Genomic DNA, 23067 nt, shown 5'->3' with positions numbered 1-23067 from the left:
ATGCGTATGTCATGGGGCGCGTGGCGCAACGGGGAGATGAGGGGCCGGCTGCCGGCCGTGACTCGCGTACCCCCTCTGCTCGTCGCCCCGTACAGCGGTGCTCCAATGACGAGTTCAGCTACTGGGGGTAGCAGTACATGACGAAGAAGACGCGGCTGCGCGTTGCGCGCATTGCGGCCGGTGCGGTGATCGCGGCCGGTGCGTCGCTCACCGCGGCCGGCGCGGCTTCCGCGGCCAGCCCGGGTGAGACCCCGGGCCAGGACGGCGGCTTTATCGGCGGCATCATCGGTGGCGTCATCGGCGGGGGCAGCTCCGGCGGCGACAGCTCCGGCGGTGACACCACTTCCGGCGGCGAGATCGGCGGCGGCGACACCACCACCGGCGGCGAGATCGGTGGTGACACGACCACCGGCGGTGAGATCGGCGGCGACAGCACCACGGGCGGTGACACCACCACCGGTGGCGACACGACCACGGGTGGTGACACCACCACCGGCGGTGACACCACGACCGGTGGCGACACCACGGGCTCCACCACGGGCGGCGACACCACCACCGGTGGTGACACGACCGGCGGTGACACCACGGGCGGGCCCAGCACGGGCGGCCAGACGACCGGAGGTGACACCACCGGTTCCACCACGGGCGGTCACGGCACGGGCGGCCAGACCACCGGTGGCCAGTCCACCGGCGGCGACAGCACCGGCGGCCACAGCGGCGGCGGCAACGGCGGTGGCGGCGACTCCACCGGTACCGGCACCGACAACGAGGGCTCCAAGCCGATCGAGCAGCCCGGCCAGGGCAAGGAGCAGATCGCGGACACGCCCGGCCAGGCCAAGCAGCAGGCCAAGGGCGAGCTGGCCGAGACCGGTTCCTCCGGTACGACCGTCCTGCTCATCGGTGCGGCGACGATGATCGCGGGCGGTGTGGGCTTCCGCCTGCTGCCCCGTCTGATCAACAAGAACGGCGGCGGTGCCGCGGCGGCCTGATGCCGGCGCGGGACAGCTGAAGGGGCCCGGGACGCAGCAGCGTCCCGGGCCCCTTTGCGTTCGTGGGCGTCCGGCCGCCGGTCCGGCCGGAAACCGGTCTCAGGTGACCTGGTGCAGCAGCAGGCCCAGCGCGATCATCAAGAGCATCAGCGTCACCAGCATCGCCGGGCTGAGCTGGGCGAACATGCCGCCCGTCTGCTGCAACCGCTCCCTGTTCGCCCGGCACACGGGGCAGCGGCCCTCGCTGACAGGGGCCGCGCAGTTGGCGCACACCAGTCGGTCGTACGTCATGCGACCTCCTTCTCCACTGCACCAACGCACCGGGGGGCGCATTGGTTCCCTCTTCCACTGTGCCAGCTCGTCGCCGTAACGGCGCGCCCCACGGTTTGTGCGCCTTTTGTCCCGTAGGTGCCGTGAGGAAATGCACCAACCGCCTACGGCGACTGCGCCGCCGTGTGAGGTTCGCGTATGGTCACGCACACCGACGGGAGCCGCAACTCGGCAACCCGTGCCGCTATCCAGGTCGACCGTGGTGCATCAGTGATCCGATTCGACAACGTCTCCAAGACCTACCCGAAGCAGAACCGCCCTGCACTCAGGGACGTCTCGCTCGAGATCGAGCGCGGCGAATTCGTCTTCCTGGTGGGCTCCTCGGGGTCCGGAAAGTCCACCTTTCTGCGGCTGCTGCTGCGCGAGGAGCGGACCAGCCATGGCCACGTCCACGTGCTCGGCAAGGACCTCGGCAAGCTCTCCAACTGGAAGGTTCCGCAGATGCGGCGCCAGGTGGGGACGGTCTTCCAGGACTTCCGGCTGCTCCCCAACAAGACGGTCGGGCAGAACGTCGCCTTCGCCCTCGAGGTCATCGGCAAGCCGCGCGGCCAGATCCGCAAGACGGTGCCCGAGGTCCTCGAACTGGTCGGCCTCGGCGGCAAAGAGGACCGGATGCCGGGCGAGCTCTCCGGTGGTGAGCAGCAGCGCGTCGCCATCGCACGGGCCTTCGTCAACCGTCCGATGCTCCTCATCGCGGACGAGCCCACCGGCAACCTCGACCCGCAGACCTCGGTCGGCATCATGAAGCTGCTGGACCGGATCAACCGGACCGGTACGACGGTGGTCATGGCCACCCACGACCAGCAGATCGTCGACCAGATGCGCAAGCGGGTCATGGAACTCGAGAAGGGCCGGCTCGTACGCGACCAGTCGCGCGGCGTGTACGGCTACCAGCACTGAAAGGACGCCATGCGCGCCCAGTTCGTCTTGTCGGAGATCGGCGTCGGTCTCCGCCGAAACCTCACGATGACCTTCGCCGTCATCGTCTCCGTCGCCCTCTCGCTCGGCCTGTTCGGCGCCTCGCTGCTGATGCGCGACCAGGTCAGCACGATGAAGGGCTACTGGTACGACAAGGTCAACGTCTCCATCTTCTTCTGCAACAAGAACGACGCCGACTCCGGTGCCAACTGCGCCAAGGGCGCGGCCACCCAGCAGCAGAAGAACGACATCAAGGCCGAGCTCGCCCGGCTGCCGATCGTGCAGAAGGTGGAGTACGAGTCCAGCGACCAGGCCTACAAGCACTACAAGGAGCAGTTCGGTGACACCCCCGTCGCCGGGCTGGTGACGCCCGACCAGCTGCCCGAGTCCTTCCGGGTCAAGCTCAAGGACCCGACGAAGTTCGCGGTCATCAAGTCGGCGTTCTCCGAGCGGCCCGGCGTCCAGGAGGTCCAGGACCAACGGGACACCGTCGAGCCGCTCTTCAACCTCCTCAACGGCATGAACATCGCCGCGCTGGTCGTGATGGCGCTGATGCTGGTCGTTGCGCTGATGCTGATCGTCAACACCGTGCGGGTGTCGGCGTTCAGCCGCCGGCGGGAGACCGGGATCATGCGCCTGGTGGGAGCCTCCAGCTTCTATATCCAGATGCCGTTCATCCTGGAGGCCGCCATCGCGGGGCTGCTGGGCGCGGCCTTCGCCTGCGTGCTGATCGTCGGCGGCAAGTACGTACTGATCAACAACTGGCTGGCGAAGAAGATCCAGGTGATCAACTTCATCGGCTGGGACTCGGTGGCCGCGGTGCTCCCGCTGGTCCTGCTGATCGGGCTGCTGATGCCCGCGCTCGCCGCGTTCTTCGCGTTGCGCAAGTACCTCAAGGTGTGAGCTTCGCCAAGGGGCGCCGTACGGTCAACTCACCGTACGGCGCCCTTTTGTCCCTTAGACTCACCGCCATGTCGGGCCCGTGTGCGTACGACCGGCCCCGCCGCATTCGCCGCGGGGCGGCCCTGACGTTGTTCCTCGCCGGTGTGCTCGCCACCGGTGCCGTGACCGGCACCTGGAGCGATGCGGCGGCCGGTGCCGAGGGCCGGTCCGCTCCCCGTGGCAGGGCCGCGAAGGCGCACGCCCCGGCCTCCGCCTTCGCGGACCGCGAGGCCGTCGAACGCGCCGCCGCCGAGGCCGCCGAGGACGGCAAGTCCGGTGCCGAGGCCGCCGCCGACGTGGTCAGCCGCAGCGGCGACCGCTGGTCGACGATCTACACCCCGGGCCAGTTCGAGGACTTCCAGGAGCAGTTGGGCGGCGCCTATGTCGGCGTCGGGCTGTGGGTGCGGCAGACGGGCGGCGGGCGGATCGAGGTGTCCCGGGTCCAGCCCGGCTCTCCCGCCGCGAGGGCCGGCATCGCCCCGGGCGACCGGCTGCGCGCCGTCGACGGCCGCGGCACCGAGCACACCCCGGTCACCGAGGTCGTCAGCCGGCTGCGCGGCGTGGCCCCCGACGGCTCGCGCGCCTCGGCCGCCGCGGCCGGGACCCCCGTCGCACTGGCGCTGCAGCGCGGTGCCCGCCACTGGACCGCGACGGTCCACCGCACGCGGCTGCGCTGCCGCAATGTCGTCGTCGACCACCCCGACGGCGCCCGCGGCCCGACCCGGGTCAAGGTCGCCGCGTTCGCCAAGGGCACCGGTGCGGCGGTCCGCCGGGCGGTGCGCCGGGCCTCCCCGGACCGCGGTCTGCTGCTCGATCTGCGCGGCAACACCGGCGGCCTGGTCACCGAGGCCACCGCCACCGCCTCCGCCTTCCTGGACGGCGGGCTGGTCGCGACCTACGACGTGCGCGGCAGCCAGCGGGCGCTGTACGCCGAGCGCGGCGGCGACACCCGGGTGCCGCTGGTCGTCCTCGTCGACGGGGGCACGATGAGCGCCGCCGAACTGCTGGCCGGCGCGCTCCAGGACCGCGGCCGCGCGGTCGTGATCGGCTCCCCGACCTTCGGCAAGGGCTCGGTGCAGATGCCCAGCACGCTGCCGGACGGCTCGGTCGCCGAGCTGACCGTCGGCCACTACCGCACCCCGGCCGGCCGGAGCGTCGACGGGGCGGGGATCACCCCCGACCTGGTCGTCGGGCGCGGGGCCGAGAAACGGGCCCGCACAGTATTGAGTGGCCTCGGGGGCGGTGCGTAGTGCGAAAATGGCCGCACTATGGCTAAGGACAAGGGCAAGGACAAGACTCCCGGGCGCAAGCTCGTGGCGCAGCACAAGAAGGCGCGGCACGACTACCACATTCTGGACACCTACGAGTGCGGCCTGGTGCTGAGCGGCACGGAGGTGAAGTCGCTGCGGCAGGGCCGGGCGTCGCTGGTGGACGGATTCGTCCAGATCGACGGCAACGAGGCCTGGCTGCACAACGTGCACATCCCCGAATACGCGCAGGGGACCTGGACGAACCACGCGGCCCGGCGCAAGCGGAAGCTGCTGATGCACCGCGCCGAGATCGACAAGCTGGAGTCCAAGAGCCAGGAGTCGGGGCACACGATCGTGCCGCTGGCCCTCTATTTCAAGGACGGCCGGGCGAAGGTCGAGATCGCGCTGGCCAAGGGCAAGAAGGAGTACGACAAGCGGCAGACGCTCCGCGAGCAGCAGGACCGGCGGGAGACCGACCGGGCGGTCTCGGCGGCCCGGCGGCGGCAGCGGGCCTGACGGGCCCGTACGGCCCGGGCCCCGGGGGCGCTGCCGGGGAATACGCTGGCAACGGCACGCGTTGTTCACGTACGATGGCTCCGCACCCCGACGAGGGGTGTGGCACCACCTTGATAAATCAACATGGGGATGATCGGTTTCGACAGCGGATGTCGAAGCAGGGGAAGCGAGTCGAGGAAGCGGCAATGATCTCGTTAACCATATGTCGCAACCAATAATCGCCAACACCAAGCGCGATTCCTTCGCCCTCGCTGCCTAAGTAGCGACTTGCGAAGTGTCAGCCCGGGGATGTTCCCGACCCGGATCCTGGCATCAGCTAGGGAACTAAACTTCTAGACCCGGTCGCGGGGTCCAGAAGGAAATCAAACAGTGACTGGGCCCGTCGGAGACTTGTTCGCGTGATCTCCGGGGCCGAGAAAATCGCAGCGAACTGCACTCGGAGAAGCCCTGATTCCGCACCGTTGGACGCGGGTTCGATTCCCGCCATCTCCACTCATCCCATGTAAAGCAGCGGCCCGTGAGATCCTCACGGGCCGCTGCTTTGTGTGCGGCCGGTGCGCGCCGGGCGCCGCAGCGAGGTGCACAGCGCCAGGGCGGCGGCCGCGGCCGGGACCGCGTAGCCGAGGCCGGGCCCGGAGAGGTGCTCCACGGCCCGGCCGCCGGCCGCCGAACCGGCCGCGATACCGGCCAGCAGGGCCGTCACGGCGAGGGTCATCCCCTCGTTCAGCCGATCCGCCGGGGTGCGGGACCGGACCAGCCCCATGCCGGTGACCATCGCCGGGGCGGTGGCCGTGCCCGCGACCGCCAGGGCGACGGCCAGCGCCGCCGGCCCGCCCGCCGCGGCGGCGAGCAGAGGCAGTGGCATCAGGGCGGCCATCGCGGTGAGGCAGCGGCGGAAGCGGCGGGTGTCATGGCCCGGGGCCGGGCGCAGCAGGCCGTAGAGCAGTCCGGCGGCGGCGGACCCGGCGGCCTGGAGGGCCAGCAGGGCGCCGCCGGCGGCGCGGATGCCGTCGGCGTCGGCGTAGGCCAGGGTGACCACCTCCGTCGAGCCGAAAACCGCGCCGGTGCAGACGAAGGTGAGCAGCAGCGGCGGGATGCCGGGCAGCCGCAGCGGCGAGCGGGTGCGGGCCGCGGACCGCGGGGCCACCGGGGGTTCGGTGCCGCGCTGGGCGGCGAGGAGCAGTGTCCCGGTCAGCAGCAGGGCCGCGGCCACCGCCGTGCCCGCCTCCGGGGCGAGGCCGGTGCACAGCAGGGTGGCGAGCACCGGTCCGAGGAGGAAGCGCAGCTCGTCCGCGGCCTGTTCGAAGGCGTCGGCGGTGTGCCGGGCGGCCGGGTCGTCCCGCAGGAGGTGCGCCCAGCGGGCACGGGACATCCCGCCGAGGTTGGGGGTGGTGGCGGTCGCCGCGTACGAGGCGAAGAGGGTCCAGTCGGGCGCGCCGCGGTGGACGCAGAGCAGCAGCGAGAGCGAGCCGAGGACGGCGAGTGCGGTGGCCGGGACCGCGGCCCGGGCCTGGCCGTGGCGGTCGATCAGCCGCGCGGTCCACGGGCCGGCCAGTGCCGTCGCCGCCAGGCCGGTCGCGGTGACCGCCCCGGCCAGCGCGTACGAGCCGCGGGTGGTCGCGATCATCAGCACCGCGCTGACGCCGAGCATCCCCATGGGCAGCCGGGCCAGCAGGCCGGCGGCGGTGAAGGCGCGGGTGCCGGGGAGGGCGAAGAGCCGGCGGTAGGGCGACGGGCGGCGCGGCGGCCCGCGCGCGCGCCGGGCGGCCGGGCGGGCGGGGGACGACCGGCCGGGCGGCGAGGAAGAGGATCATGCCACTACGGTCGCGGCCGTGCCCGTCGTGCGTCCAACACCTGATCGGCGGCCATTGACGCACCTGCGGTGTCAATGGGAGACGGGGTCGGCGGGGCGGCGGCGCTGCCAGGATGGCCCGATGCCGTACGACACCGACCCGCGTCTGCTCCGCGCGTTCACCGCCGTCGCCGACGCGCTCCACTTCACCCGCGCCGCCGCCGGGTTGCACGTCGCCCAGCAGGCGCTCAGCCGCGATATCCGGCGGCTGGAGCGGGAGTTGGGCGCCACGCTGTTCGTGCGGACCACCCGGCAGGTCGCCCTGACGCCGGACGGGCAGCGACTGCTGCCGTACGCGCGGCGGGTGCTGAGCGCCCAGGACGAGCTGGCGGCGGCGTTCCGTCCCGTCCCGGAGCGGCCGTTGCTGGTGGACGTGCGGGCCCCGGTCGGCACCGCGGACCGGGTGCTGGCGGCGGCCAGGGAGCGGGTGGCGGACAGCGTGGAGCTGGTGGCCCGGTTCCACAGCGGGCTGGCGGGGGCGGCGCCCGAGGTGGCGGACGGCCAGCTCGATGTCTCCTTCGGCCGGCTCGCGGCGCTGCCGGCCGGCGTCCGGGACCGGCTGAGCCACCAGCCGGTCCGGCTGGAGCGGATGGCGGTGCTGCTGCCCGAGGAGCATCCGCTGGCCGCGCGGTCCGCGGTCCCGCTCGCCCGCCTGGTCGGCGAGACGCTCTACGCGGGTGCCGGCAATCCGCGCACCGCCGAGTGGACGGAGCTGGCCGCACGGCTCTTCGAGGGCCGCGGCATCGCGATGGCCGCGCCGTTCCCGGAGATCGAGGGCTCGCAGGAGTTCGTGCGGGTGGTGCGCAAGCGGGGGTGGTCGGTGCTGGCGAGTGAGGAGTTCATCGAGGTGCCGGGGATGGTGCTGCGGCCGCTGGTGGAGCCGGTCCCGCTGTCGCCCGTGTCGATGGTGTGGCGGCGGGGGCTGCGGCATCCGGGGCTGGACGCGCTGCGGACGGCCGCCCGCGAAGCCGGCGCTCGGCACGGCTGGCTCAGGCCGCCCGGGGACGCGTGGTGGCTCCCGGAGGCGGACGCGCGGGTGATGGGCATTTCCGGCTGACGGGCGATCAGGAACGGTCGATGGCACAAAAATTACGGACGTGCAGGCAACCCCGAGTGCACGAAAAGCTTTCCTTAACGGCAGGGATATGTGTAGGCAACGAACAGGGGAGATCCGTGCGACGGCGTGCACTTCGTGTGGCGGTGGCGGCCGCAGTGACCTTGACCGTCGCGGCCGGCCTGGCCCTGACGGGCTGCGCCGGATCGCCCCGGATGGCAGCCCTGCACGCCAACTGCACCACCAAGGGCCTGCGGTGGAAGCTGACCGTCCTGAAGAAGAAGCCGCACTCACCGCACCGCGACGCCCGGCTGTCGGTCGTCAACACGGGTGAACAGCCCTGTGTGTTCCGCGGCTTCCCCGCCTTCGAGGTCCACCTCGGCAAGGGCCCGGAGTCCGCCGCCCGGGGGCACGGCCGGATCATGCCGATAGACCTCCAGCGCGGCGGCACGGTGGTGACCAGCCTGCGCTACCGGGACTGCCGGCCGCGCACGGCCGCGGACGACTTCCGGATCAGCAACGATGTCGCCGTGGTGTCCGCGCCGCGCGACTACCCGGGCCGGCGCGCGGTCGAGGTCCGCGACGAGGCGGGCCGGCGCCGGTCGATGGACGTCTGCGCGGACTCGATATGGATGGGCCCGCCCCAGGAGACCGCCGAATAGGCCTGGGCGGCGGCAGAAGGCGGGGATCCCCGCCGTCGGGAGCCTGCTGCCGGGAGCCCGCCACCGGGAGCGCCGCCTCACCACCCCGCGCCCCGCCCCGTGAGTGCAAGGTTTCGTCCGTGTCACCGGGCGGCACGGCACCGAAACCCGCCGTCCCTAGCGTCAGCGCGCAGAACCCGACCCCAGGGAGGCGCGATGACGGCCGCGGCAGCACAAACCCGCAGTGACGACAGCCCCGGCGGCACCTCCGGCGGCAGCCCCGGCGGTGGCCGGGTGCGGCGGCGCGGCGGGCGGTGGATCGAGCACTGGGACCCCGAGGACGAGGCCTTCTGGGCGACGACGGGGGAGCGGATCGCCCGGCGGAACCTGGCGCTGTCCGTGCTCTGCGAACACATCGGGTTCTCCATCTGGAGCCTGTGGTCGGTGATGGTGCTGTTCATGGGGCCGGAGTACGGGATCGACCCGGCCGGGAAGTTCTTCCTGGTGGCGGTGCCGACGCTGGTGGGCGCGGTGCTGCGGGTGCCGTACACCTTCGCGGTGGCGTGGTGCGGCGGCCGCAACTGGACGGTGATCAGCGCGCTGTTGCTGCTGCTGCCGGCCGGCGCCGCGGCGGCCGTGCTCGAACCGGGCACCTCCTACGGCACGTTCCTGCTGATCGCGGCCCTGGCGGGGGTCGGGGGCGGGAACTTCGCCTCCTCGATGACCAACATCAACTCCTTCTTCCCGCTGCGCAGGAAGGGCTACGCGCTGGGGCTCAACGCCGGCGGCGGCAACATCGGGGTGCCGGTGATCCAGCTGGTGGGGCTGCTGGTGATCGGGACGGCGGGGGCCGCGCGGCCGCGGCTGGTGCTGGCCGTCTACCTGCCGCTGATCGTGCTCGCCGCGCTGCTCGCGGCGCTGTTCATGGACAACCTCGCCCCGGTGGCGAACGACACCGGCGCGGCCCGCGACGCCGCCCGGGAGGCGCACACCTGGGTGATGTCCCTGCTCTACCTGGGCACCTTCGGGTCGTTCATCGGCTACGGCTTCGCCTTCGGCCTGGTGCTGCAGAGCCAGTTCGCGCGCACCCCGCTCCAGGCGGCGTCGCTGACCTTCCTCGGGCCGCTGCTGGGCTCGCTGGTCCGGCCGGTCGGCGGGCGGCTGGCGGACCGGTTCGGCGGCGCCCGGATCACCCTCGGCACCTTCGCGGCGATGAGCCTGGCCACCGCGGTGGTGATCGGGGCGTCGGCGACGGCGTCGCTGCCGGTGTTCCTCGCCGGGTTCATCGCGCTGTTCGTGCTGTCGGGGCTCGGCAACGGCGCCACGTACAAGATGATCCCGGGGATCTTCCAGGCCCTGGCGCTCGGCCGCGGACTGGCGGGGGAGTCGGCCGCGGCCGAGGGGCGGCGGCTGTCGGGCGCGGCGATGGGGCTCATCGGGGCGGTGGGCGCGCTCGGCGGACTGGCCGTCAACCTCGCCTTCCGGCAGTCGTTCCTGGCGACCGGCTCGGGCACGCCCGCGTTCGCCTCGTTCCTGGCCTGCTACGCGGTGTGCGGCGCGGTGACCTGGGTCGTATACCTGCGGCCCGCGGCCCGGGCACGGCGTGCCGCGCGGGTGCCGTCGGCGGACGGCGAGCGGCGCCCGGCGTACGCGGAGGTGTAGGCCGGGGGCGGCCGCACGGGGGCGCCGCGGCCGCCCCCGCGGGGGCGGCCGCGTAACCGCGGGGAAATACTGGAGGACCGGAGCCGTCACGTGCCGTTGGCACCCTGGGCACCCGGCACCGCGTGCCGCCCGGGCCGCGGCGGCAGCGGAGCAGGAGACGGCAGCACACCACTCTGGGCGGAGCGGGACCACCATGCACGAGCAGCAGCAGGAGCACGGCGCACAGGAGCGGACGGAGCCGGCACCGGCGGTCCGGCCGCTGGACGGGTTCACCGTCGGCGTGACCGCGGCCCGCCGGGCCGAGGAACTGGGCGCGCTCCTCGAACGGCGCGGCGCACAGGTGCTGCACGCGCCCGCGCTGCGCATCGTCCCGCTGCCGGACGACACCGAGCTGCTCGCGGTGACCCGGGACCTGCTCGGCCACCCGCCGGACATCGTCGTGGCCACCACCGCCATCGGCTTCCGCGGCTGGGTGGAGGCCGCCGAGGGCTGGGGCCTGGGCGAGGCCCTGCTGGACCGGCTGGCCGGGGTGGAGCTGCTGGCCCGCGGGCCCAAGGTGCGCGGCGCGATCCGGGCCGCCGGGCTGAGCGAGAAGTGGTCCCCGGCCTCCGAGTCGATGGCCGAGGTGCTGGACCGGCTGCTGGCGGAGGGCGTCGCCGGCCGCCGCGTGGCGCTGCAACTGCACGGCGAGCCGCTGCCGGGGTTCGTCGAGGCGCTGCGGGCCGGCGGGGCGGAGGTCGTCGGCGTCCCCGTCTACCGCTGGATGCCGCCGGAGGACATCGGTCCGGTCGACCGGCTGCTGGACGCGGTGGCCGCGCGCGCCCTGGACGCGGTGACCTTCACCAGCGCGCCGGCCGCCGCCTCGCTGCTGCGCCGGGCGGGGGAGCGCGGGATGCGCGAGGAGGTGCTGGCAGCGCTGCGGCGCGAGGTGCTGGTGGTGTGCGTGGGACCGGTGACCGCGCTGCCGCTCCAGGCCGAGGACCTGCCGACCCTGCAACCGGAGCGCTTCCGGCTCGGCCCGCTGGTGCAGGTGCTGTGCCGGGAACTGCCGTCCCGGGTGCGGCCGTTGCCGGTGGCCGGGCGGCGGCTGGAGATCCGCGGGCATGCCGCGGTGGTGGACGGGGCGCTGCGCCCGGTGCCGCCGGCCGGCATGGCGCTGCTGCGCGCGCTGGCCCGCCGGCCCGGCTGGGTGGTCTCCCGCGCCGAGCTGCTGCGCGCGCTGCCGGGCGCGGGCCGCGACGAGCACGCCGTGGAGACCGCGATGGCCCGGCTAAGAGTGGCGCTGGGCGCGCCCCAGCTGATCCAGACGGTGGTCAAGCGCGGCTACCGGCTCTCCCTCGACCCGCACGCGGACACCGACAAGTACGGCGGGGAGTAGCCACCCACGCGCGGCGCCGGTCGCGACCGCACACGCGGCGCCGGTCGCGGCGGCCGCCTCCGGAGGGTTCCGGCCGGCGCGTGCGCGGGGCACTCTGGGGGCACTGGTGCGGGGTCCCCGAAGGAGTGACGGGCACATGGCGGCGCAAGGCGACCTGCGGTTCGACTGCGGGCGGATCTGCCTGGACCTGGCGGCCACGGCGGCCGGCACCCCCGCCGAACGGCTCACCGGCCCCGAGGAGTTGCGGGCCTGGCTGGTCGGCGCCGGCCTGGTGCCGCACGGCACCCCGCTGGACGGGGTCGACGGCCGCTGGCTGGGCCGCTTCCGCGCGCTCGGGGAGCTGCTGCGCCGGGTGGTGCACGACGAACTGCGGGGCAGGGCGGCCGACGCCGATCTGGCGCTGCTCAACTCCGCGGCCGGGGCCGGGCAGCCGCCCGCCGCGTGCGCCGTGCGGACCGCCGACGGCGCCCTGGCCCGCACGCTGCCCGCCCCGCCCGACTGCGCCGGGCTGCTGGCCGAGGTGGCCCGGGACGCGATCGGGCTGCTGACCGACGCGGCGGCCCGCCGGCGGCTGCGGCAGTGCGAGGGCGCCCGCTGCACCCTGGTCTACCTGGACACCTCCCGTGGCCGGCGCCGCCGTTGGTGCTCCAGCGAAGTGTGCGGCAACCGGGAGCGGGTGGCCCGCCACCGGCGGCGCACGACGGTCCGCCGGGACCCGGCCGCGGTCGCCGGTCAGGGGCCGGTCACCGCCGCGGAAAAATATTCCGCCGGGCGCTGAACACCCCGCCCGGCCCGTCCGTACTCCTCACCGCAAGTCCGATTCATGGCGCGGTCCCCGGCGATCTTGGGCGATGCGGGCTATCGACCCGGGAGTTGGAGTGCGTAAGGATGCCGTCGTGGCAGACAGGACGACACCTGACGAGGAGCTCATGCGAGCCCTCTATGACGATCATGCGGGCCCGCTTCTCGCCTTCGTCCTGCGCTTGGTGGCGGGCGACCGGCATCGCGCGGAGGACGTGGTGCAGGAGACGCTGGTCCGTGCCTGGCGCAACGCCGATCAGTTGCAGCGGGCGACCGGATCCATCCGGCCCTGGCTGGTGACCGTCGCCCGGCGGATCGTGATCGACGGGCACCGCAGCCGCCAGGCGCGGCCGCAGGAGGTCGACGCGACGCCGCTGGAGACGATGCCCGCCGCCGATGTGATCGACCGGGCGCTGCGGCTGATGACGATCTCCGAGGCGCTGAGCGATCTGAGCAAGGCCCACCGAGAGGCCCTCGTCGAGACGTACTTCAAGGAGCGTACGGTCAGCGAGGCGGCACAAGTGCTGCGGGTGCCGGCCGGGACCGTACGGTCCCGGGTGTTCTACGCGCTGCGCTCCCTGAAGCTCTCGCTCGAGGAACGAGGAGTAACGGAGTGACCCCGCCCATGCCACCGGACCGGCACACCGACGTCGGCGCCTACGCCCTGGGCGTCCTGGACGCCGCCGACGCGGACCGGTTCGAGGCGCATCTCGTCGGCTGCGACCGGTGCGCGGCCGAACTCGAACAACTGATGCGTCTCACGCCGGTGCTGGCCGAGTTCAAGCAGTCCGCGCCCACCCCGCAGACGATCACCGCCGAGCCCGGCCCGGCGCTGCTCGACGGGCTGCTCGGCGAGGTGACCGCCACCCGCCGCGGCCGGGCCCGGCGCCGGCTGTTCCTGGTCGCGGCGGCCGTCGTCCTGATCGTCGGCGGACCGCTGGCCACCTTCGCCCTGAAGGGGGAGCCGGCCCCGCCCGGCAGCCCGCCGAGCACCCCGGCGCCGCCGCTGGCGAGCGCCGTGCGGGCCCAGTACGCGGCGGGCGAGAAGGTCAGCTCCGTCGACCCGGACACCAAGGTCTCGGCGGGCGTCTCCATGGCCACCCGGCCCTGGGGCACCCAGGTCGTCCTTGAGCTGGCCAACGTCAAGGGCCCGCTCGCCTGCGACCTGGTCGCCGTCGGCAAGGACGGCAAGCGGCAGACCGTCACGACCTGGGCCGTCCCCAAGGGCGGCTACGGCATCCCGGGCAGCGCCGCGAAGTGGAACCGCGAGCCCCTGTACGCGGCGGGCGGCGCGGCCCTCAACCGCGGCGACATCGACCACTTCGAGGTCAACACGCTGGACGGCAAACGGCTGGCGAAGGTCGACGTCTGAGGCACGCCCCCGGGCGCCCCGGCCCGGGAAACGGCCCGGGGCGCCCGCCCCGGACGGCCACGGAGCCGCCCCCGGCCCGCCCCCTCACCCCTCCGAGATCAACTTCTGACCGGACTCGCCCGACTTTGTCCTTCTGACCAGGTGCGCATGATGCCCGGTTCGCGTACGGTTGACGGCTGCCCTACGCACAGCAGAAGGGGGCCTGGGTGGCCGCGCACAACGCCACGCACGCACCGGATCACGCTTCGGATTCCGTACGCGACCGTGAGATCGAGGCCGAGCAGACGCACCTGGACCGCGTCTACCGGCGCCTCGAGGAGAAGATCCACGAGGCCGAGTTCCTGATGGACGACGCCGCCCGGCGCGGCCAGGTCGGCACGCCCGGCGCCCTCGCCGAACGCGACGCCCAGGTCTTCCAGGCCGGCGTCCATCTCCACCGGCTGAACTCCGAGTACGAGGACTTCCTCTTCGGCCGGATCGACCTGCTCCTCGGCAAGGACGGCAAGAAGGGCCCGGACGGCGCCTTCACCTCCGTCGAACCCGCCGACGGCGCGATCGTGGACAACCGCGCCGAGATCGCCGAGACGCTGCACATCGGCCGCCTCGGCGTCCTCGACGCCGACTACTCCCCGCTGGTCATCGACTGGCGGGCGCCGGCCGCCGCGCCCTTCTACCGGGCCACCCCCGTCGCGCCCGGCCGGGTCGTCCGCCGCCGGGTGGTCCGCTCCAAGGGCCGCAAGGTCCTCGGCGTCGAGGACGACCTGATGCGCCCGGAGGTCACCGCGACGCTGGACGGCCGCGAGCTGCCGGCGATCGGCGACGGCGCGCTGATGGCCGCGCTGGGCCGGGCCCGCAGCCACACCATGCGGGACATCGTGTCCTCCATCCAGGCCGAGCAGGACATGGTGATCCGGGCCCCCGCCGCCTCCGTCACCGAGGTCGAGGGCGGCCCCGGCACCGGCAAGACCGCGGTCGCCCTGCACCGCGCCGCCTACCTCCTCTACCAGGACCGCCGCCGCTACGCGGGCGGCATCCTGATCGTCTCCCCGACCCCGCTGCTGGTCGCGTACACCGAGGGCGTGCTGCCCTCCCTCGGCGAGGAGGGCCAGGTCGCCATCCGGGCGCTGGGCTCGCTGGTCGACGGCGCCGAGACCAGCGCCTACGACCCGCCGGCGGTGGCCCGGATCAAGGGCTCCGCGCGGATGCAGAAGCTGCTGCGCAAGGCGGCCCGCGGGGCGTTGGAGCTGGCGGGCCCGGCGGCACCGGACGGCACCGGCCCGGACGCCGCCGCGGACGCGGACGGGGACGCCCAGCTGTCCCTGGAGGACCTCTTCGCCCCGCCCCCGGACCCGGCCCCCGCCCCGGGCACCCGCCGCGGCCGCCGCACCCGCTCCAGACCCGCCCGGCCCGCCGCGACCGCCCCCGCCCGGCTGCGGGTCGTCGCCTTCGGCGGCCGGATCGAGCTGGACGCCGACGAGCTCCACGCCATCCGGCAGTCCGCGCTCGGCGGCACCGCACCGGTCAACCTGCTGCGCCCGCGCGCCCGCCGGCTGATCCTGGACGCGCTGTGGGCCCGCTCCGGCGCCGCCCGCCGCTACACCGACCCCGAACTCGCCGCCGAGGCCCGCGCGGGCTTCGACGAGGACATCACCACCGAGCAGGACTTCCAGGACTTCCTGGACGCCTGGTGGCCCGAGCTGACCCCGCGCGGGGTGCTGGCCGCGATGGCCGACGAGCGGCTGCTGGGCCGCTGGGCGCGCCGGGTGCTCAACCCGCGCGAGGTGCGGCAACTGGCCCGCTCCCTCCAGCGGCTGGACGGCCGCGGCCAGGGCCCGCTGTCGGTGCACGACATCGCCCTGCTGGACGAACTCCAGCTGGTCCTCGGCGCCCCGATGCGCCCGCCCCGCCCCCGCGAGGCCGACCCGCTGGACCATCTGACGGGCCTGGAGGAGCTGACCACCTTCGCCGACCGCAGCGGCGGCGGCCGGAGCCGGCGCGAGCGGCTGGAGGAGGAGCGCACCGACTACGCCCATGTCATCGTCGACGAGGCCCAGGACCTGACGCCGATGCAGTGGCGGATGGTCGGGCGCCGCGGCCGGCACGCGACCTGGACCGTGGTCGGCGACCCGGCGCAGTCCTCCTGGTCCGATCCGGACGAGGCCGCCGCCGCCCGGGACGAGGCGCTCGGCACCCGCCCGCGCCGCCGCTTCACCCTCACCGTGAACTACCGCAACCCCGCGGAGATCGCCGACCTGGCGGCCAGGGTGCTGGCGCTGGCGATGCCCGGCATGCGGTCGCCGAAGGCCGTCCGCTCCACGGGCCTGGAGCCCCGCTTCGCGCTCGCCTCCGACGGCGGCGGCCCGTCCGGCGACACGGCGCTGGCGCGGGCCACGGTCGCCGAGGCCGAGCGGCTGCTGGGCGAGGTGGACGGCACCGTCGGCGTCGTGGTGGCCATGAACCGCCGCGAGCAGGCCCGCAGTTGGCTGGCCCCGCTGGGCGAACGGGTGGTGGCGCTGGGCTCCCTGGAGGCCAAGGGGCTGGAGTACGACGCCACCCTCGTGGTCTCGCCCGCCGAGATCGCGGACGAGTCCCCGGCCGGACTGCGGGTCCTGTACGTGGCGCTGACCCGGGCCACCCAGCAGCTGACCGTGCTGTCGGCCGAACGGGACGACCCGGATGCGGCCCACGTGCCCGACCTGCTGCGGGACTGACCCAGGCGGGCCCGGCCCGCACCCCGTACGGCGGCCCCGGCCGGGAGCCGGGCGCCGCCGTACGAGGGGACTTCGAATCGGCCCCCCTGGACGGGATTCGCTTCCGGGGATGGTTTGTTAGCCTGGGTGACGGCACCGGCTCGATCCAAGCCCCCGGGCCCAACCATCGTCGCTACGAGCGACCACTTGCCGCGAGGCGAGCATGGCGGGTCGGTGCCGCTGGACCTCGACTACGGGCGTCCCTCCTGCGGGAGGGGCGCCCGCGGTCGTTGGGGGCCGGGTGAACAGCGGACGGACGGACGCCGGACGTCGGATGCACGCCGGACGCGCGGCCGTTGCCGGGCGCCTTCCCGCCGGCTTCCGGGGAGGGGGTTCCGGCTCCCCGAGGGCCTCTCGTATGGTGGAAGCCCGATTCCGAACGCTGTGGCTGGTTACCGCGTACCGGCTGGTAGGTGCGACGATCGGTCAACATTGCTCCGGACCCGGTACCCCGGGCCGTGGAGCCGCGCAGAGAACCAGGGAAAGCAGAGGAAGTCGGCCATGGCAACGGCGCCAAGCGTCTCGTACTCGATGACGGTGCGACTGGAAGTACCCGCGAGCGGCACCGCCGTCAGCCAGCTCACCACGGCCGTGGAGTCCTCCGGCGGCTCGGTCACCGGCCTCGACGTGACGGCGTCCGGCCACGAGAAACTCCGGATCGACGTCACCATCGCCGCGTCGTCCACCGCGCACGCGGACGAGATCGTCTCCAAGCTGCGCGGCATCGAGGGCGTCTCGCTCGGCAAGGTCTCCGACCGTACCTTCCTGATGCACCTCGGCGGCAAGATCGAGATGTCGTCGAAGCACCCCATCCGCAACCGTGACGACCTCTCGATGGTCTACACGCCCGGCGTCGCCCGCGTCTGCCAGGCCATCGCCGACAACCCCGAGGACGCCCGCCGGCTGACGATCAAGCGCAACAGCGTCGCGGTCGTCACGGACGGCTCCGCGGTGCTGGGCCTGGGCAACATCGGCCCCAAGGCCGCGCTGCCCGTCATGGAGGGCAAGGCGGCCCTCTTCAAGCGCTTCGCCGGCATCGACGCCTGGCCGCTGTGCCTGGACACCCAGGACACCGACGCGATCGTGGAGATCGTCAAGGCCATCGCCCCCGGCTTCGCCGGCATCAACCTGGAGGACATCTCCGCTCCCCGCTGCTTCGAGATCGAGGCGCGGCTGCGGGAGGCCCTGGACATCCCGGTCTTCCACGACGACCAGCACGGCACCGCCATCGTGGTGCTCGCCGCGCTCACCAACGCGCTGCGCGTCGTCGGCAAGAAGACCGAGGACGTCCGGGTCGTGATGTCCGGCGCCGGCGCGGCCGGCACCGCCATCCTCAAGCTGCTGCTCGCGGCCGGCGTCCGGCACGCCGTCGTGGCCGACATCCACGGTGTGGTGCACGCCGGCCGCCCGGACCTGGTCGACGCCGACCCGGACTCGCCGCTGCGCTGGATCGCCGACAACACCAACCCGGAGGGCGTCACCGGCACCCTCAAGGAGGCCGTGGTCGGCGCGGACGTCTTCATCGGCGTCTCCGCGCCCAACGTCCTGGACGGCGCGGACGTCGCGAGGATGGCCGAGGGGGCGATCGTGTTCGCGCTCGCCAACCCCGACCCGGAGGTCGACCCGACCGTCGCCCGGCAGACCGCCGCCGTGGTGGCCACCGGCCGCTCCGACTTCCCCAACCAGATCAACAACGTCCTGGTGTTCCCCGGCGTCTTCCGCGGCCTCCTCGACGCCCACTCCCGTACGGTGAACACCGAGATGATGCTGGCCGCGGCCGGCGCCCTCGCGGACGTCGTCCTGGAGGACGAGGTCAACCCGAACTACATCATCCCCAGCGTCTTCAACGAGAAGGTCGCGGGCGCGGTGGCCGACGCGGTGCGCAGCGCCGCGAAGAGCGGCGAACAGGCTGTGACGGCCGCCACGACGGTCTGATACGGCGCGTCGCTGGACACGCCGCCGTTGGGGCGCCCATAGGGTGGCGGGCAGCAAGCGACCGCCGCCCTGTGGGGCCGGCCCGGAGCGGGAATGATACGGAGCGTGACCACTAACGAGGCAGTGGCGCTTTTCGTGTGACCCTCCTGGGTGCCGGATTGGCTTTACCGCCGCAGGTAGGGGCAGGATGCGTAATCGGGCGAGAGGGTCTGGCATCAGACCCGGGTCCGGGGACTGTCCGAGGACCCTGGCAGCATCGGCTTCGATCTCACGCCTCATTGGCAAGAAGAACACGGGAGTACAAACATGAACCGCAGTGAGCTGGTGGCCGCTCTGGCCGATCGCGCCGAGGTGACCCGCAAGGACGCCGACGCCGTTCTGGCCGCCCTCGCCGAGGTGACCGGCGAGGTCGTCGCCAAGGGCGACGAGAAGGTCACCATCCCCGGCTTCCTGACCTTCGAGCGCACCCACCGTGCCGCTCGCACCGCGCGCAACCCGCAGACCGGCGACCCGATCCAGATCCCGGCCGGCTACAGCGTGAAGGTCTCCGCGGGCTCCAAGCTCAAGGAAGCCGCCAAGGGTAAGTAATCCCTCCGTACGGCACGTCAGGGCGGCCATCCCTTCCAGGGGTGGCCGCCCTGACGCATGCCGCGCCGGGGACGGCCGGTGGAAGGCCCGCCCCGGCCGGCCCGGGCGAAGGGAAGGCCCGCCGGGCCCGCGCCCGCCAGAGGGGCCACCAGGGCCGCGCAGGGCGGGAAATGGCGCGCCCGGTGCGCCCGGCGGCTGCGCGCGGCTCCGGCGGCAGCCGTCCGGCGTCACCCGTACGGCCGCCCGAACGGGTGACACGGGGCGGGAGCGCGCACGGCAGCGGGCCCCGGCGAGGTACGCCGGGGCCCGCTGCCGTGAGCCGTCGAGTGTCGCCGCGCCGCGGTCAGTTGCGCAGCGCGCCGTTCGGCAGCTCGACCTTGGCGCCGAGTTCCACGAGCTTCTCCATGAAGTTCTCGTAGCCGCGGTTGATCAGGTCGATGCCGTGCACCCGGGAGGTGCCCTGCGCCGCCAGCGCCGCGATCAGGTACGAGAAGCCGCCGCGCAGGTCGGGGATGACCAGGTCGGAGCCCTGCAGCCGGGTCGGTCCGGAGACGACCGCGGAGTGCAGGAAGTTGCGCTGGCCGAAGCGGCAGGCGGAGCCGCCCAGGCACTCGCGGTAGAGCTGGATGTGCGCGCCCATCTGGTTGAGCGCGGAGGTGAAGCCGAGCCGGGACTCGTACACCGTCTCGTGGACGATCGACAGGCCCGACGCCTGGGTCAGCGCGACGACCAGCGGCTGCTGCCAGTCGGTCTGGAAGCCGGGGTGGACGTCGGTCTCCAGGGCGATGGCGTTGAGCGAACCGCCCGGGTGCCAGAAGCGGATGCCCTCGTCGCCGATCTCGAAGGCGCCGCCGACCCGGCGGAAGGTGTTGAGGAAGGTCATCATCGACCGCTGCTGCGCGCCGCGGACGAAGATGTTGCCCTCGGTGGCCAGCGCCGCGGACGCCCAGGAGGCGGCCTCCAGGCGGTCCGGGAGGGCGCGGTGGGTGTAGCCGTCGAGTTTGTCGACACCGGTGATCCGGATCGTCCGGTCGGTGTCCATGGAGATGATCGCGCCCATCTTCTGCAGCACGCAGATGAGGTCCTCGATCTCCGGTTCCACGGCGGCGTTCGACAGCTCGGTGACGCCCTCGGCCAGGACGGCGGTCAGCAGCACCTGTTCGGTCGAGCCGACCGACGGGTACGGCAGCCGGATCTTGGTGCCGCGCAGGCGCTGCGGGGCCTCCAGATACTGGCCGTCGGCGCGCTTCTCGATCGTCGCGCCGAACTGGCGCAGCACGTCGAAGTGGAAGTCCACCGGGCGGCCGCCGATGTCGCAGCCGCCCAGGCCCGGGATGAAGGCGTGGCCGAGGCGGTGCAGCAGCGGGCCGCAGAACAGGATCGGGATCCGCGAGGAGCCCGCGTGCGCGTCGATGTCCGCGACGTTGGCGCTCTCCACGTGCGACGGGTCGAGGATCAGCTCCCCCGACTCGTCGCCGGGGCGCACCGTGACGCCGTGCAGCTGGAGCAGCCCGCGCACCACGCGTACGTCGCGGATGTCGGGCACATTGCGCAGCCGGCTGGGGCCGCTGCCGAGCAGGGCGGCGACCATGGCCTTGGGCACAAGGTTCTTCGCACCGCGAACCCGGATCTCGCCCTCGAGCGGGGTGCCGCCGTGGACAAGCAGTACGTCGTCAGTAGAGACGGTCATGGATCTCGCGTTCCTGGAGACGGGCAGGGGCCAAGCTGAAATGGTAAGGGCGGGCGGGGGTGAGTCCGAAGGCCCGTGCATGCTTCATGCATGTAATGGCTTTGTCACAGCACGCTCCGCTACGGTCTGCCTTTGTTCTGTAATCGACCTTTGGCTGAATTTGCCGCTGAATGTCTTGAATGGGCTATTGAGTGTCGCAGGGTGTGCGCCGGTGCTGCAGCCGTACGCCCTGGCCTGCTCTCGCACGGGCCCGGACGTTGACTCCCCGCTCCGGGCAGAAGTGCGGGATCATGTGGCCATGACCGAGGTGTCCTCGCTCACAGGGCGGCTACTTGTCGCGACGCCCGCGCTCGCCGATCCGAACTTCGACCGCGCGGTGGTGCTGCTCCTCGACCACGACGAGGAGGGCTCCCTCGGCGTGGTCCTCAACCGCCCCACGCCGGTGGGGGTCGCGGACATCCTCGCACCCTGGGCCGCGCTGGCGGGGGAACCGGGGGTCGTTTTCCAGGGCGGCCCGGTGTCGCTGGACTCCGCGCTCGGCGTGGCCGTGGTGCCCGGCGGGCTCTCCGGGGAGGGCGGCATCCACTCCGTCGACGGGGCCCCGGCGGCGGGCGGGGACGGCGCGGAGCCGGCCGGTGCGCCGGCAGCGCCGGCCGCGGACCGGGCGGATGTCCCGTCCGGTGACGAGCCGCTGGGCTGGCGCCGGGTGCACGGGGCCATCGGCCTGGTCGACCTGGAGGCGCCGCCGGAACTCCTCGCGGCGGTGCTCGGCAGCCTGCGGATCTTCGCCGGGTACGCGGGCTGGGGGCCCGGGCAGCTGGAGGACGAACTCGTCGAGGGCGCCTGGTACGTCGTCGAGTCCGAGCCCGGCGACGTGTCCTCGCCCGATCCGGAGCAGCTGTGGCGCGCGGTGCTGCGCCGGCAGCGCAACGAGCTGGCGATGGTGGCCACGTATCCGGACGACCCGTCGCTGAACTGACCCCCGTACGGGTGCGGGTCGGCGGTCCGCCTCCGGCGCGTGGCGCGGGATTTTGTTGAGTACTGGATTATTGTGACGGCTTCGTCATGGGGAATTGTCGGACCCCGTCGCTAGGGTTCGGACGTGACAGGCGAGGTGTGCGGCCGCGTCGGCGGGGCCGCGCCGGACAAACGGGGGAGAGCCATGCACCGGCCGAGTGTGCCCAAGGACCTCGACCATCCGGAGCGCCTGTGGGCGCGCGCCGCGACGCTGGCCGTGGTGGCCGCCGGCGTGGACGACGGGGACGAGTACAGCTGGAGCCGCCACGGCCTCCGGTGCGAGAACGACGGCGGCAGCTACTGGTGGCGGCTCCAGCTGTTCGAGGGCGGCCGGGCACTGCTGTGCGGCCAGGACTCCGACGGCAGTTACACGCACGACGGGGGCCGGCAGATCGACTTCCTGGCCGGCGGCCCCGAGTGGCTGCCCTGGGAGCGGCTGCGCCAGGACGCCGAGGGCAACCTCTTCGGGTTCGTCTACTGGTGGCAGGACGGCGCCTGGGCCCGCGCGCCGTACCCCGCCAAGATGCCGGACGACGGCCTGGCGATGGCGATGAACTGGGCGGCGCCCGGCGAGGCCGCGATCGACAAGCTCGTCGAGGACCTGGTGGCCAGGACCGAGACGGAGGTCGACCCCGGTGCGGCGGTCCGTGCCTTCCTCGCCGCCGCCGCGGCCCGCACGGTCGGCCCGGCGGACCTCGCGGCGCTGCTGGGCGCGGTCTGCGACGAGGACGCGTGGTACGACGTCCGGCCGGATGCCGCGCTGGCCTTCGCGGTGCGGCTCGGCCTGACGGCGGGGGACCGGGGCGGCATGCCGGTCGCCTCGTGACGGGATCGCCCGCCCGGGCCGCGCGCCCGGCCCGTCGCCCTCGCCGGGCCGAGGCTCCCGGGTTGCCGCGCGCGTGAGTACCCTTGGCTGTTATGAGCACTGTTGAGCCCGAGCGCGGGGCAGGTACGGGCACCCTCGTAGAGCCGACACCGCAGGTGTCGCACGGCGACGGCGACCACGAGCGCTTCGCCCACTATGTCCAGAAGGACAAGATCATGGCGAGCGCGCTCGACGGCACGCCCGTCGTGGCGCTGTGCGGGAAGGTCTGGGTCCCGGGCCGCGACCCGAAGAAGTACCCGGTCTGCCCCATGTGCAAGGAGATCTTCGAGTCCATGGGCGCCGGCGGCGACAAGGACAAGGGCGGCAAGGACGGCGGCAAGAAGTAGCCGCAACTCCCGGCCGGCGGCGGCCGCTCGCGCGCGGGTGAGCGCGGGCGGACCGGCGCGCCGCGGACACCGCCGTCTGGCCGGGCGTCGTACGGCGCCGCCGCGTGCACGGCGGTGCCGCCCCGCCGCGTGAATCGGGCCCGGGTCCCTCGTGGACCGGGCCCTTCGGC

General features: G+C 73.3%; 21 protein-coding genes and 1 other RNA gene. 19 read left to right on the top strand and 3 right to left on the bottom strand.

Annotated elements, in window-relative coordinates; all coding sequences use genetic code 11:
• Positions 1 to 137 precede the first annotated feature (137 nt).
• The gene (locus tag IEY78_RS26070; protein WP_189102260.1) at positions 138 to 989 is read left to right on the top strand and encodes a hypothetical protein; all 852 of its coding nucleotides are present in this window, start codon (positions 138 to 140) and stop codon (positions 987 to 989) included.
• A 99-nt stretch (positions 990 to 1088) separates the two neighbouring features.
• Here IEY78_RS26070 and IEY78_RS26065 read toward each other — a convergent pair whose 3' ends face one another.
• The gene (locus IEY78_RS26065) at positions 1089 to 1280 is read right to left on the bottom strand and encodes a hypothetical protein (RefSeq protein WP_189102258.1); all 192 of its coding nucleotides are present in this window, start codon (positions 1278 to 1280) and stop codon (positions 1089 to 1091) included.
• A 249-nt stretch (positions 1281 to 1529) separates the two neighbouring features.
• On the opposite strand from IEY78_RS26065, the gene ftsE reads away from it, so the two are divergent.
• From ftsE to ssrA, 5 genes are all read left to right on the top strand, one after another.
• Complete coding sequence (gene ftsE / locus IEY78_RS26060) at positions 1530 to 2219, top strand: cell division ATP-binding protein FtsE (RefSeq protein ID WP_189102256.1); 690 nt, start codon at positions 1530 to 1532, stop codon at positions 2217 to 2219.
• Positions 2220 to 2228: 9 nt separating this feature from the next.
• Positions 2229 to 3140, top strand: a complete 912-nt coding sequence (gene ftsX / locus IEY78_RS26055; protein WP_189102255.1) for a permease-like cell division protein FtsX — start codon at positions 2229 to 2231, stop codon at positions 3138 to 3140.
• A 68-nt stretch (positions 3141 to 3208) separates the two neighbouring features.
• A complete protein-coding gene (locus IEY78_RS26050; RefSeq protein WP_189102252.1) occupies positions 3209 to 4429 on the top strand; it encodes a S41 family peptidase in 1221 nt (406 codons plus the stop codon).
• 18 nt (positions 4430 to 4447) lie between these two features.
• The gene (gene smpB / locus IEY78_RS26045; RefSeq protein ID WP_189102250.1) at positions 4448 to 4945 is read left to right on the top strand and encodes an SsrA-binding protein SmpB; all 498 of its coding nucleotides are present in this window, start codon (positions 4448 to 4450) and stop codon (positions 4943 to 4945) included.
• Between the two features lie 125 nt (positions 4946 to 5070).
• Positions 5071 to 5440: a transfer-messenger RNA gene (ssrA, locus tag IEY78_RS26040) on the top strand.
• Positions 5441 to 5471: 31 nt separating this feature from the next.
• Here ssrA and IEY78_RS26035 read toward each other — a convergent pair.
• Positions 5472 to 6620: an MFS transporter gene (locus tag IEY78_RS26035; RefSeq protein WP_229700183.1), complete on the bottom strand. Its 1149-nt coding sequence runs from the start codon at positions 6618 to 6620 to the stop codon at positions 5472 to 5474.
• A 259-nt stretch (positions 6621 to 6879) separates the two neighbouring features.
• Here IEY78_RS26035 and IEY78_RS26030 point away from each other — a divergent pair, with 259 nt between their 5' ends.
• From IEY78_RS26030 to IEY78_RS25985, 10 genes are all read left to right on the top strand, one after another.
• Positions 6880 to 7854, top strand: coding sequence for a LysR family transcriptional regulator (locus IEY78_RS26030; RefSeq protein WP_189102248.1), 975 nt, complete (start codon positions 6880 to 6882; stop codon positions 7852 to 7854).
• Between the two features lie 155 nt (positions 7855 to 8009).
• The gene (locus IEY78_RS26025; protein WP_229700179.1) at positions 8010 to 8513 is read left to right on the top strand and encodes a DUF4232 domain-containing protein; all 504 of its coding nucleotides are present in this window, start codon (positions 8010 to 8012) and stop codon (positions 8511 to 8513) included.
• A gap of 195 nt (positions 8514 to 8708) precedes the next feature.
• The gene (locus tag IEY78_RS26020; protein WP_189102245.1) at positions 8709 to 10154 is read left to right on the top strand and encodes a nitrate/nitrite transporter; all 1446 of its coding nucleotides are present in this window, start codon (positions 8709 to 8711) and stop codon (positions 10152 to 10154) included.
• Between the two features lie 193 nt (positions 10155 to 10347).
• Positions 10348 to 11532: a uroporphyrinogen-III synthase gene (locus tag IEY78_RS26015; protein ID WP_189102243.1), complete on the top strand. Its 1185-nt coding sequence runs from the start codon at positions 10348 to 10350 to the stop codon at positions 11530 to 11532.
• A 136-nt stretch (positions 11533 to 11668) separates the two neighbouring features.
• Complete coding sequence (locus IEY78_RS26010) at positions 11669 to 12310, top strand: CGNR zinc finger domain-containing protein (protein ID WP_189102241.1); 642 nt, start codon at positions 11669 to 11671, stop codon at positions 12308 to 12310.
• A 73-nt stretch (positions 12311 to 12383) separates the two neighbouring features.
• Positions 12384 to 12950 (top strand): sigma-70 family RNA polymerase sigma factor, encoded by a 567-nt coding sequence (locus IEY78_RS26005; protein WP_268240329.1) that lies wholly within the window; start codon positions 12384 to 12386, stop codon positions 12948 to 12950.
• Entirely contained in the window at positions 12947 to 13705 is a 759-nt protein-coding gene (locus tag IEY78_RS26000) for an anti-sigma factor family protein (protein WP_189102239.1), read from the top strand. The genes IEY78_RS26005 and IEY78_RS26000 overlap by 4 nt, the downstream gene beginning before the upstream one ends.
• A gap of 206 nt (positions 13706 to 13911) precedes the next feature.
• Positions 13912 to 16416 (top strand): HelD family protein, encoded by a 2505-nt coding sequence (locus IEY78_RS25995; protein ID WP_189102237.1) that lies wholly within the window; start codon positions 13912 to 13914, stop codon positions 16414 to 16416.
• A 540-nt stretch (positions 16417 to 16956) separates the two neighbouring features.
• Positions 16957 to 18390 carry an NAD-dependent malic enzyme gene (locus IEY78_RS25990; protein WP_189102236.1) on the top strand — a complete coding sequence of 478 codons (1434 nt, stop codon included), beginning with the start codon at positions 16957 to 16959 and terminating at the stop codon, positions 18388 to 18390.
• Between the two features lie 306 nt (positions 18391 to 18696).
• Positions 18697 to 18978: an HU family DNA-binding protein gene (locus tag IEY78_RS25985; protein ID WP_006605312.1), complete on the top strand. Its 282-nt coding sequence runs from the start codon at positions 18697 to 18699 to the stop codon at positions 18976 to 18978.
• Between the two features lie 343 nt (positions 18979 to 19321).
• Here the strand turns inward: IEY78_RS25985 and murA are convergent, their stop codons facing one another.
• Positions 19322 to 20668, bottom strand: a complete 1347-nt coding sequence (murA, locus tag IEY78_RS25980) for a UDP-N-acetylglucosamine 1-carboxyvinyltransferase (protein WP_189102234.1) — start codon at positions 20666 to 20668, stop codon at positions 19322 to 19324.
• A gap of 298 nt (positions 20669 to 20966) precedes the next feature.
• Between murA and IEY78_RS25975 the strand changes: the two genes are divergently transcribed.
• The 3 genes from IEY78_RS25975 to IEY78_RS25965 all read left to right on the top strand — a co-directional run bounded on the left by IEY78_RS25975 (position 20967) and on the right by IEY78_RS25965 (position 22897).
• Entirely contained in the window at positions 20967 to 21647 is a 681-nt protein-coding gene (locus IEY78_RS25975; RefSeq protein ID WP_189102232.1) for a YqgE/AlgH family protein, read from the top strand.
• 183 nt (positions 21648 to 21830) lie between these two features.
• Positions 21831 to 22511, top strand: coding sequence for a hypothetical protein (locus tag IEY78_RS25970; protein WP_189102230.1), 681 nt, complete (start codon positions 21831 to 21833; stop codon positions 22509 to 22511).
• Positions 22512 to 22603: 92 nt separating this feature from the next.
• A complete protein-coding gene (locus IEY78_RS25965; RefSeq protein WP_078568732.1) occupies positions 22604 to 22897 on the top strand; it encodes a DUF3039 domain-containing protein in 294 nt (97 codons plus the stop codon).
• Positions 22898 to 23067: the final 170 nt, after the last annotated feature.

The organism is Streptomyces kronopolitis, from assembly GCF_014646275.1.
Classification (GTDB): Bacteria; Actinomycetota; Actinomycetes; order Streptomycetales; family Streptomycetaceae; genus Streptomyces; species Streptomyces kronopolitis.
This window is presented reverse-complemented; position numbering and strand designations above follow the sequence as displayed.

Excerpts from the sequence above, each read along its gene's own strand:
- IEY78_RS26005 (WP_268240329.1), top strand. The coding sequence starts at position 12,384 with ATGCGGGCTATCGACCCGGGAGTTGGAGTGCGTAAGGATGCCGTCGTG.
- smpB (WP_189102250.1), top strand. The coding sequence starts at position 4,448 with ATGGCTAAGGACAAGGGCAAGGACAAGACTCCCGGGCGCAAGCTCGTG.
- IEY78_RS26070 (WP_189102260.1), top strand. The coding sequence starts at position 138 with ATGACGAAGAAGACGCGGCTGCGCGTTGCGCGCATTGCGGCCGGTGCG.
- murA (WP_189102234.1), bottom strand. The coding sequence starts at position 20,668 with ATGACCGTCTCTACTGACGACGTACTGCTTGTCCACGGCGGCACCCCG.
- IEY78_RS26010 (WP_189102241.1), top strand. The coding sequence starts at position 11,669 with ATGGCGGCGCAAGGCGACCTGCGGTTCGACTGCGGGCGGATCTGCCTG.
- IEY78_RS26030 (WP_189102248.1), top strand. The coding sequence starts at position 6,880 with ATGCCGTACGACACCGACCCGCGTCTGCTCCGCGCGTTCACCGCCGTC.
- IEY78_RS25965 (WP_078568732.1), top strand. The coding sequence starts at position 22,604 with ATGAGCACTGTTGAGCCCGAGCGCGGGGCAGGTACGGGCACCCTCGTA.
- IEY78_RS25975 (WP_189102232.1), top strand. The coding sequence starts at position 20,967 with ATGACCGAGGTGTCCTCGCTCACAGGGCGGCTACTTGTCGCGACGCCC.
- IEY78_RS26065 (WP_189102258.1), bottom strand. The coding sequence starts at position 1,280 with ATGACGTACGACCGACTGGTGTGCGCCAACTGCGCGGCCCCTGTCAGC.
- IEY78_RS26015 (WP_189102243.1), top strand. The coding sequence starts at position 10,348 with ATGCACGAGCAGCAGCAGGAGCACGGCGCACAGGAGCGGACGGAGCCG.
- IEY78_RS26020 (WP_189102245.1), top strand. The coding sequence starts at position 8,709 with ATGACGGCCGCGGCAGCACAAACCCGCAGTGACGACAGCCCCGGCGGC.
- IEY78_RS25985 (WP_006605312.1), top strand. The coding sequence starts at position 18,697 with ATGAACCGCAGTGAGCTGGTGGCCGCTCTGGCCGATCGCGCCGAGGTG.
- IEY78_RS25990 (WP_189102236.1), top strand. The coding sequence starts at position 16,957 with ATGGCAACGGCGCCAAGCGTCTCGTACTCGATGACGGTGCGACTGGAA.
- IEY78_RS25970 (WP_189102230.1), top strand. The coding sequence starts at position 21,831 with ATGCACCGGCCGAGTGTGCCCAAGGACCTCGACCATCCGGAGCGCCTG.
- ftsX (WP_189102255.1), top strand. The coding sequence starts at position 2,229 with ATGCGCGCCCAGTTCGTCTTGTCGGAGATCGGCGTCGGTCTCCGCCGA.
- IEY78_RS26050 (WP_189102252.1), top strand. The coding sequence starts at position 3,209 with ATGTCGGGCCCGTGTGCGTACGACCGGCCCCGCCGCATTCGCCGCGGG.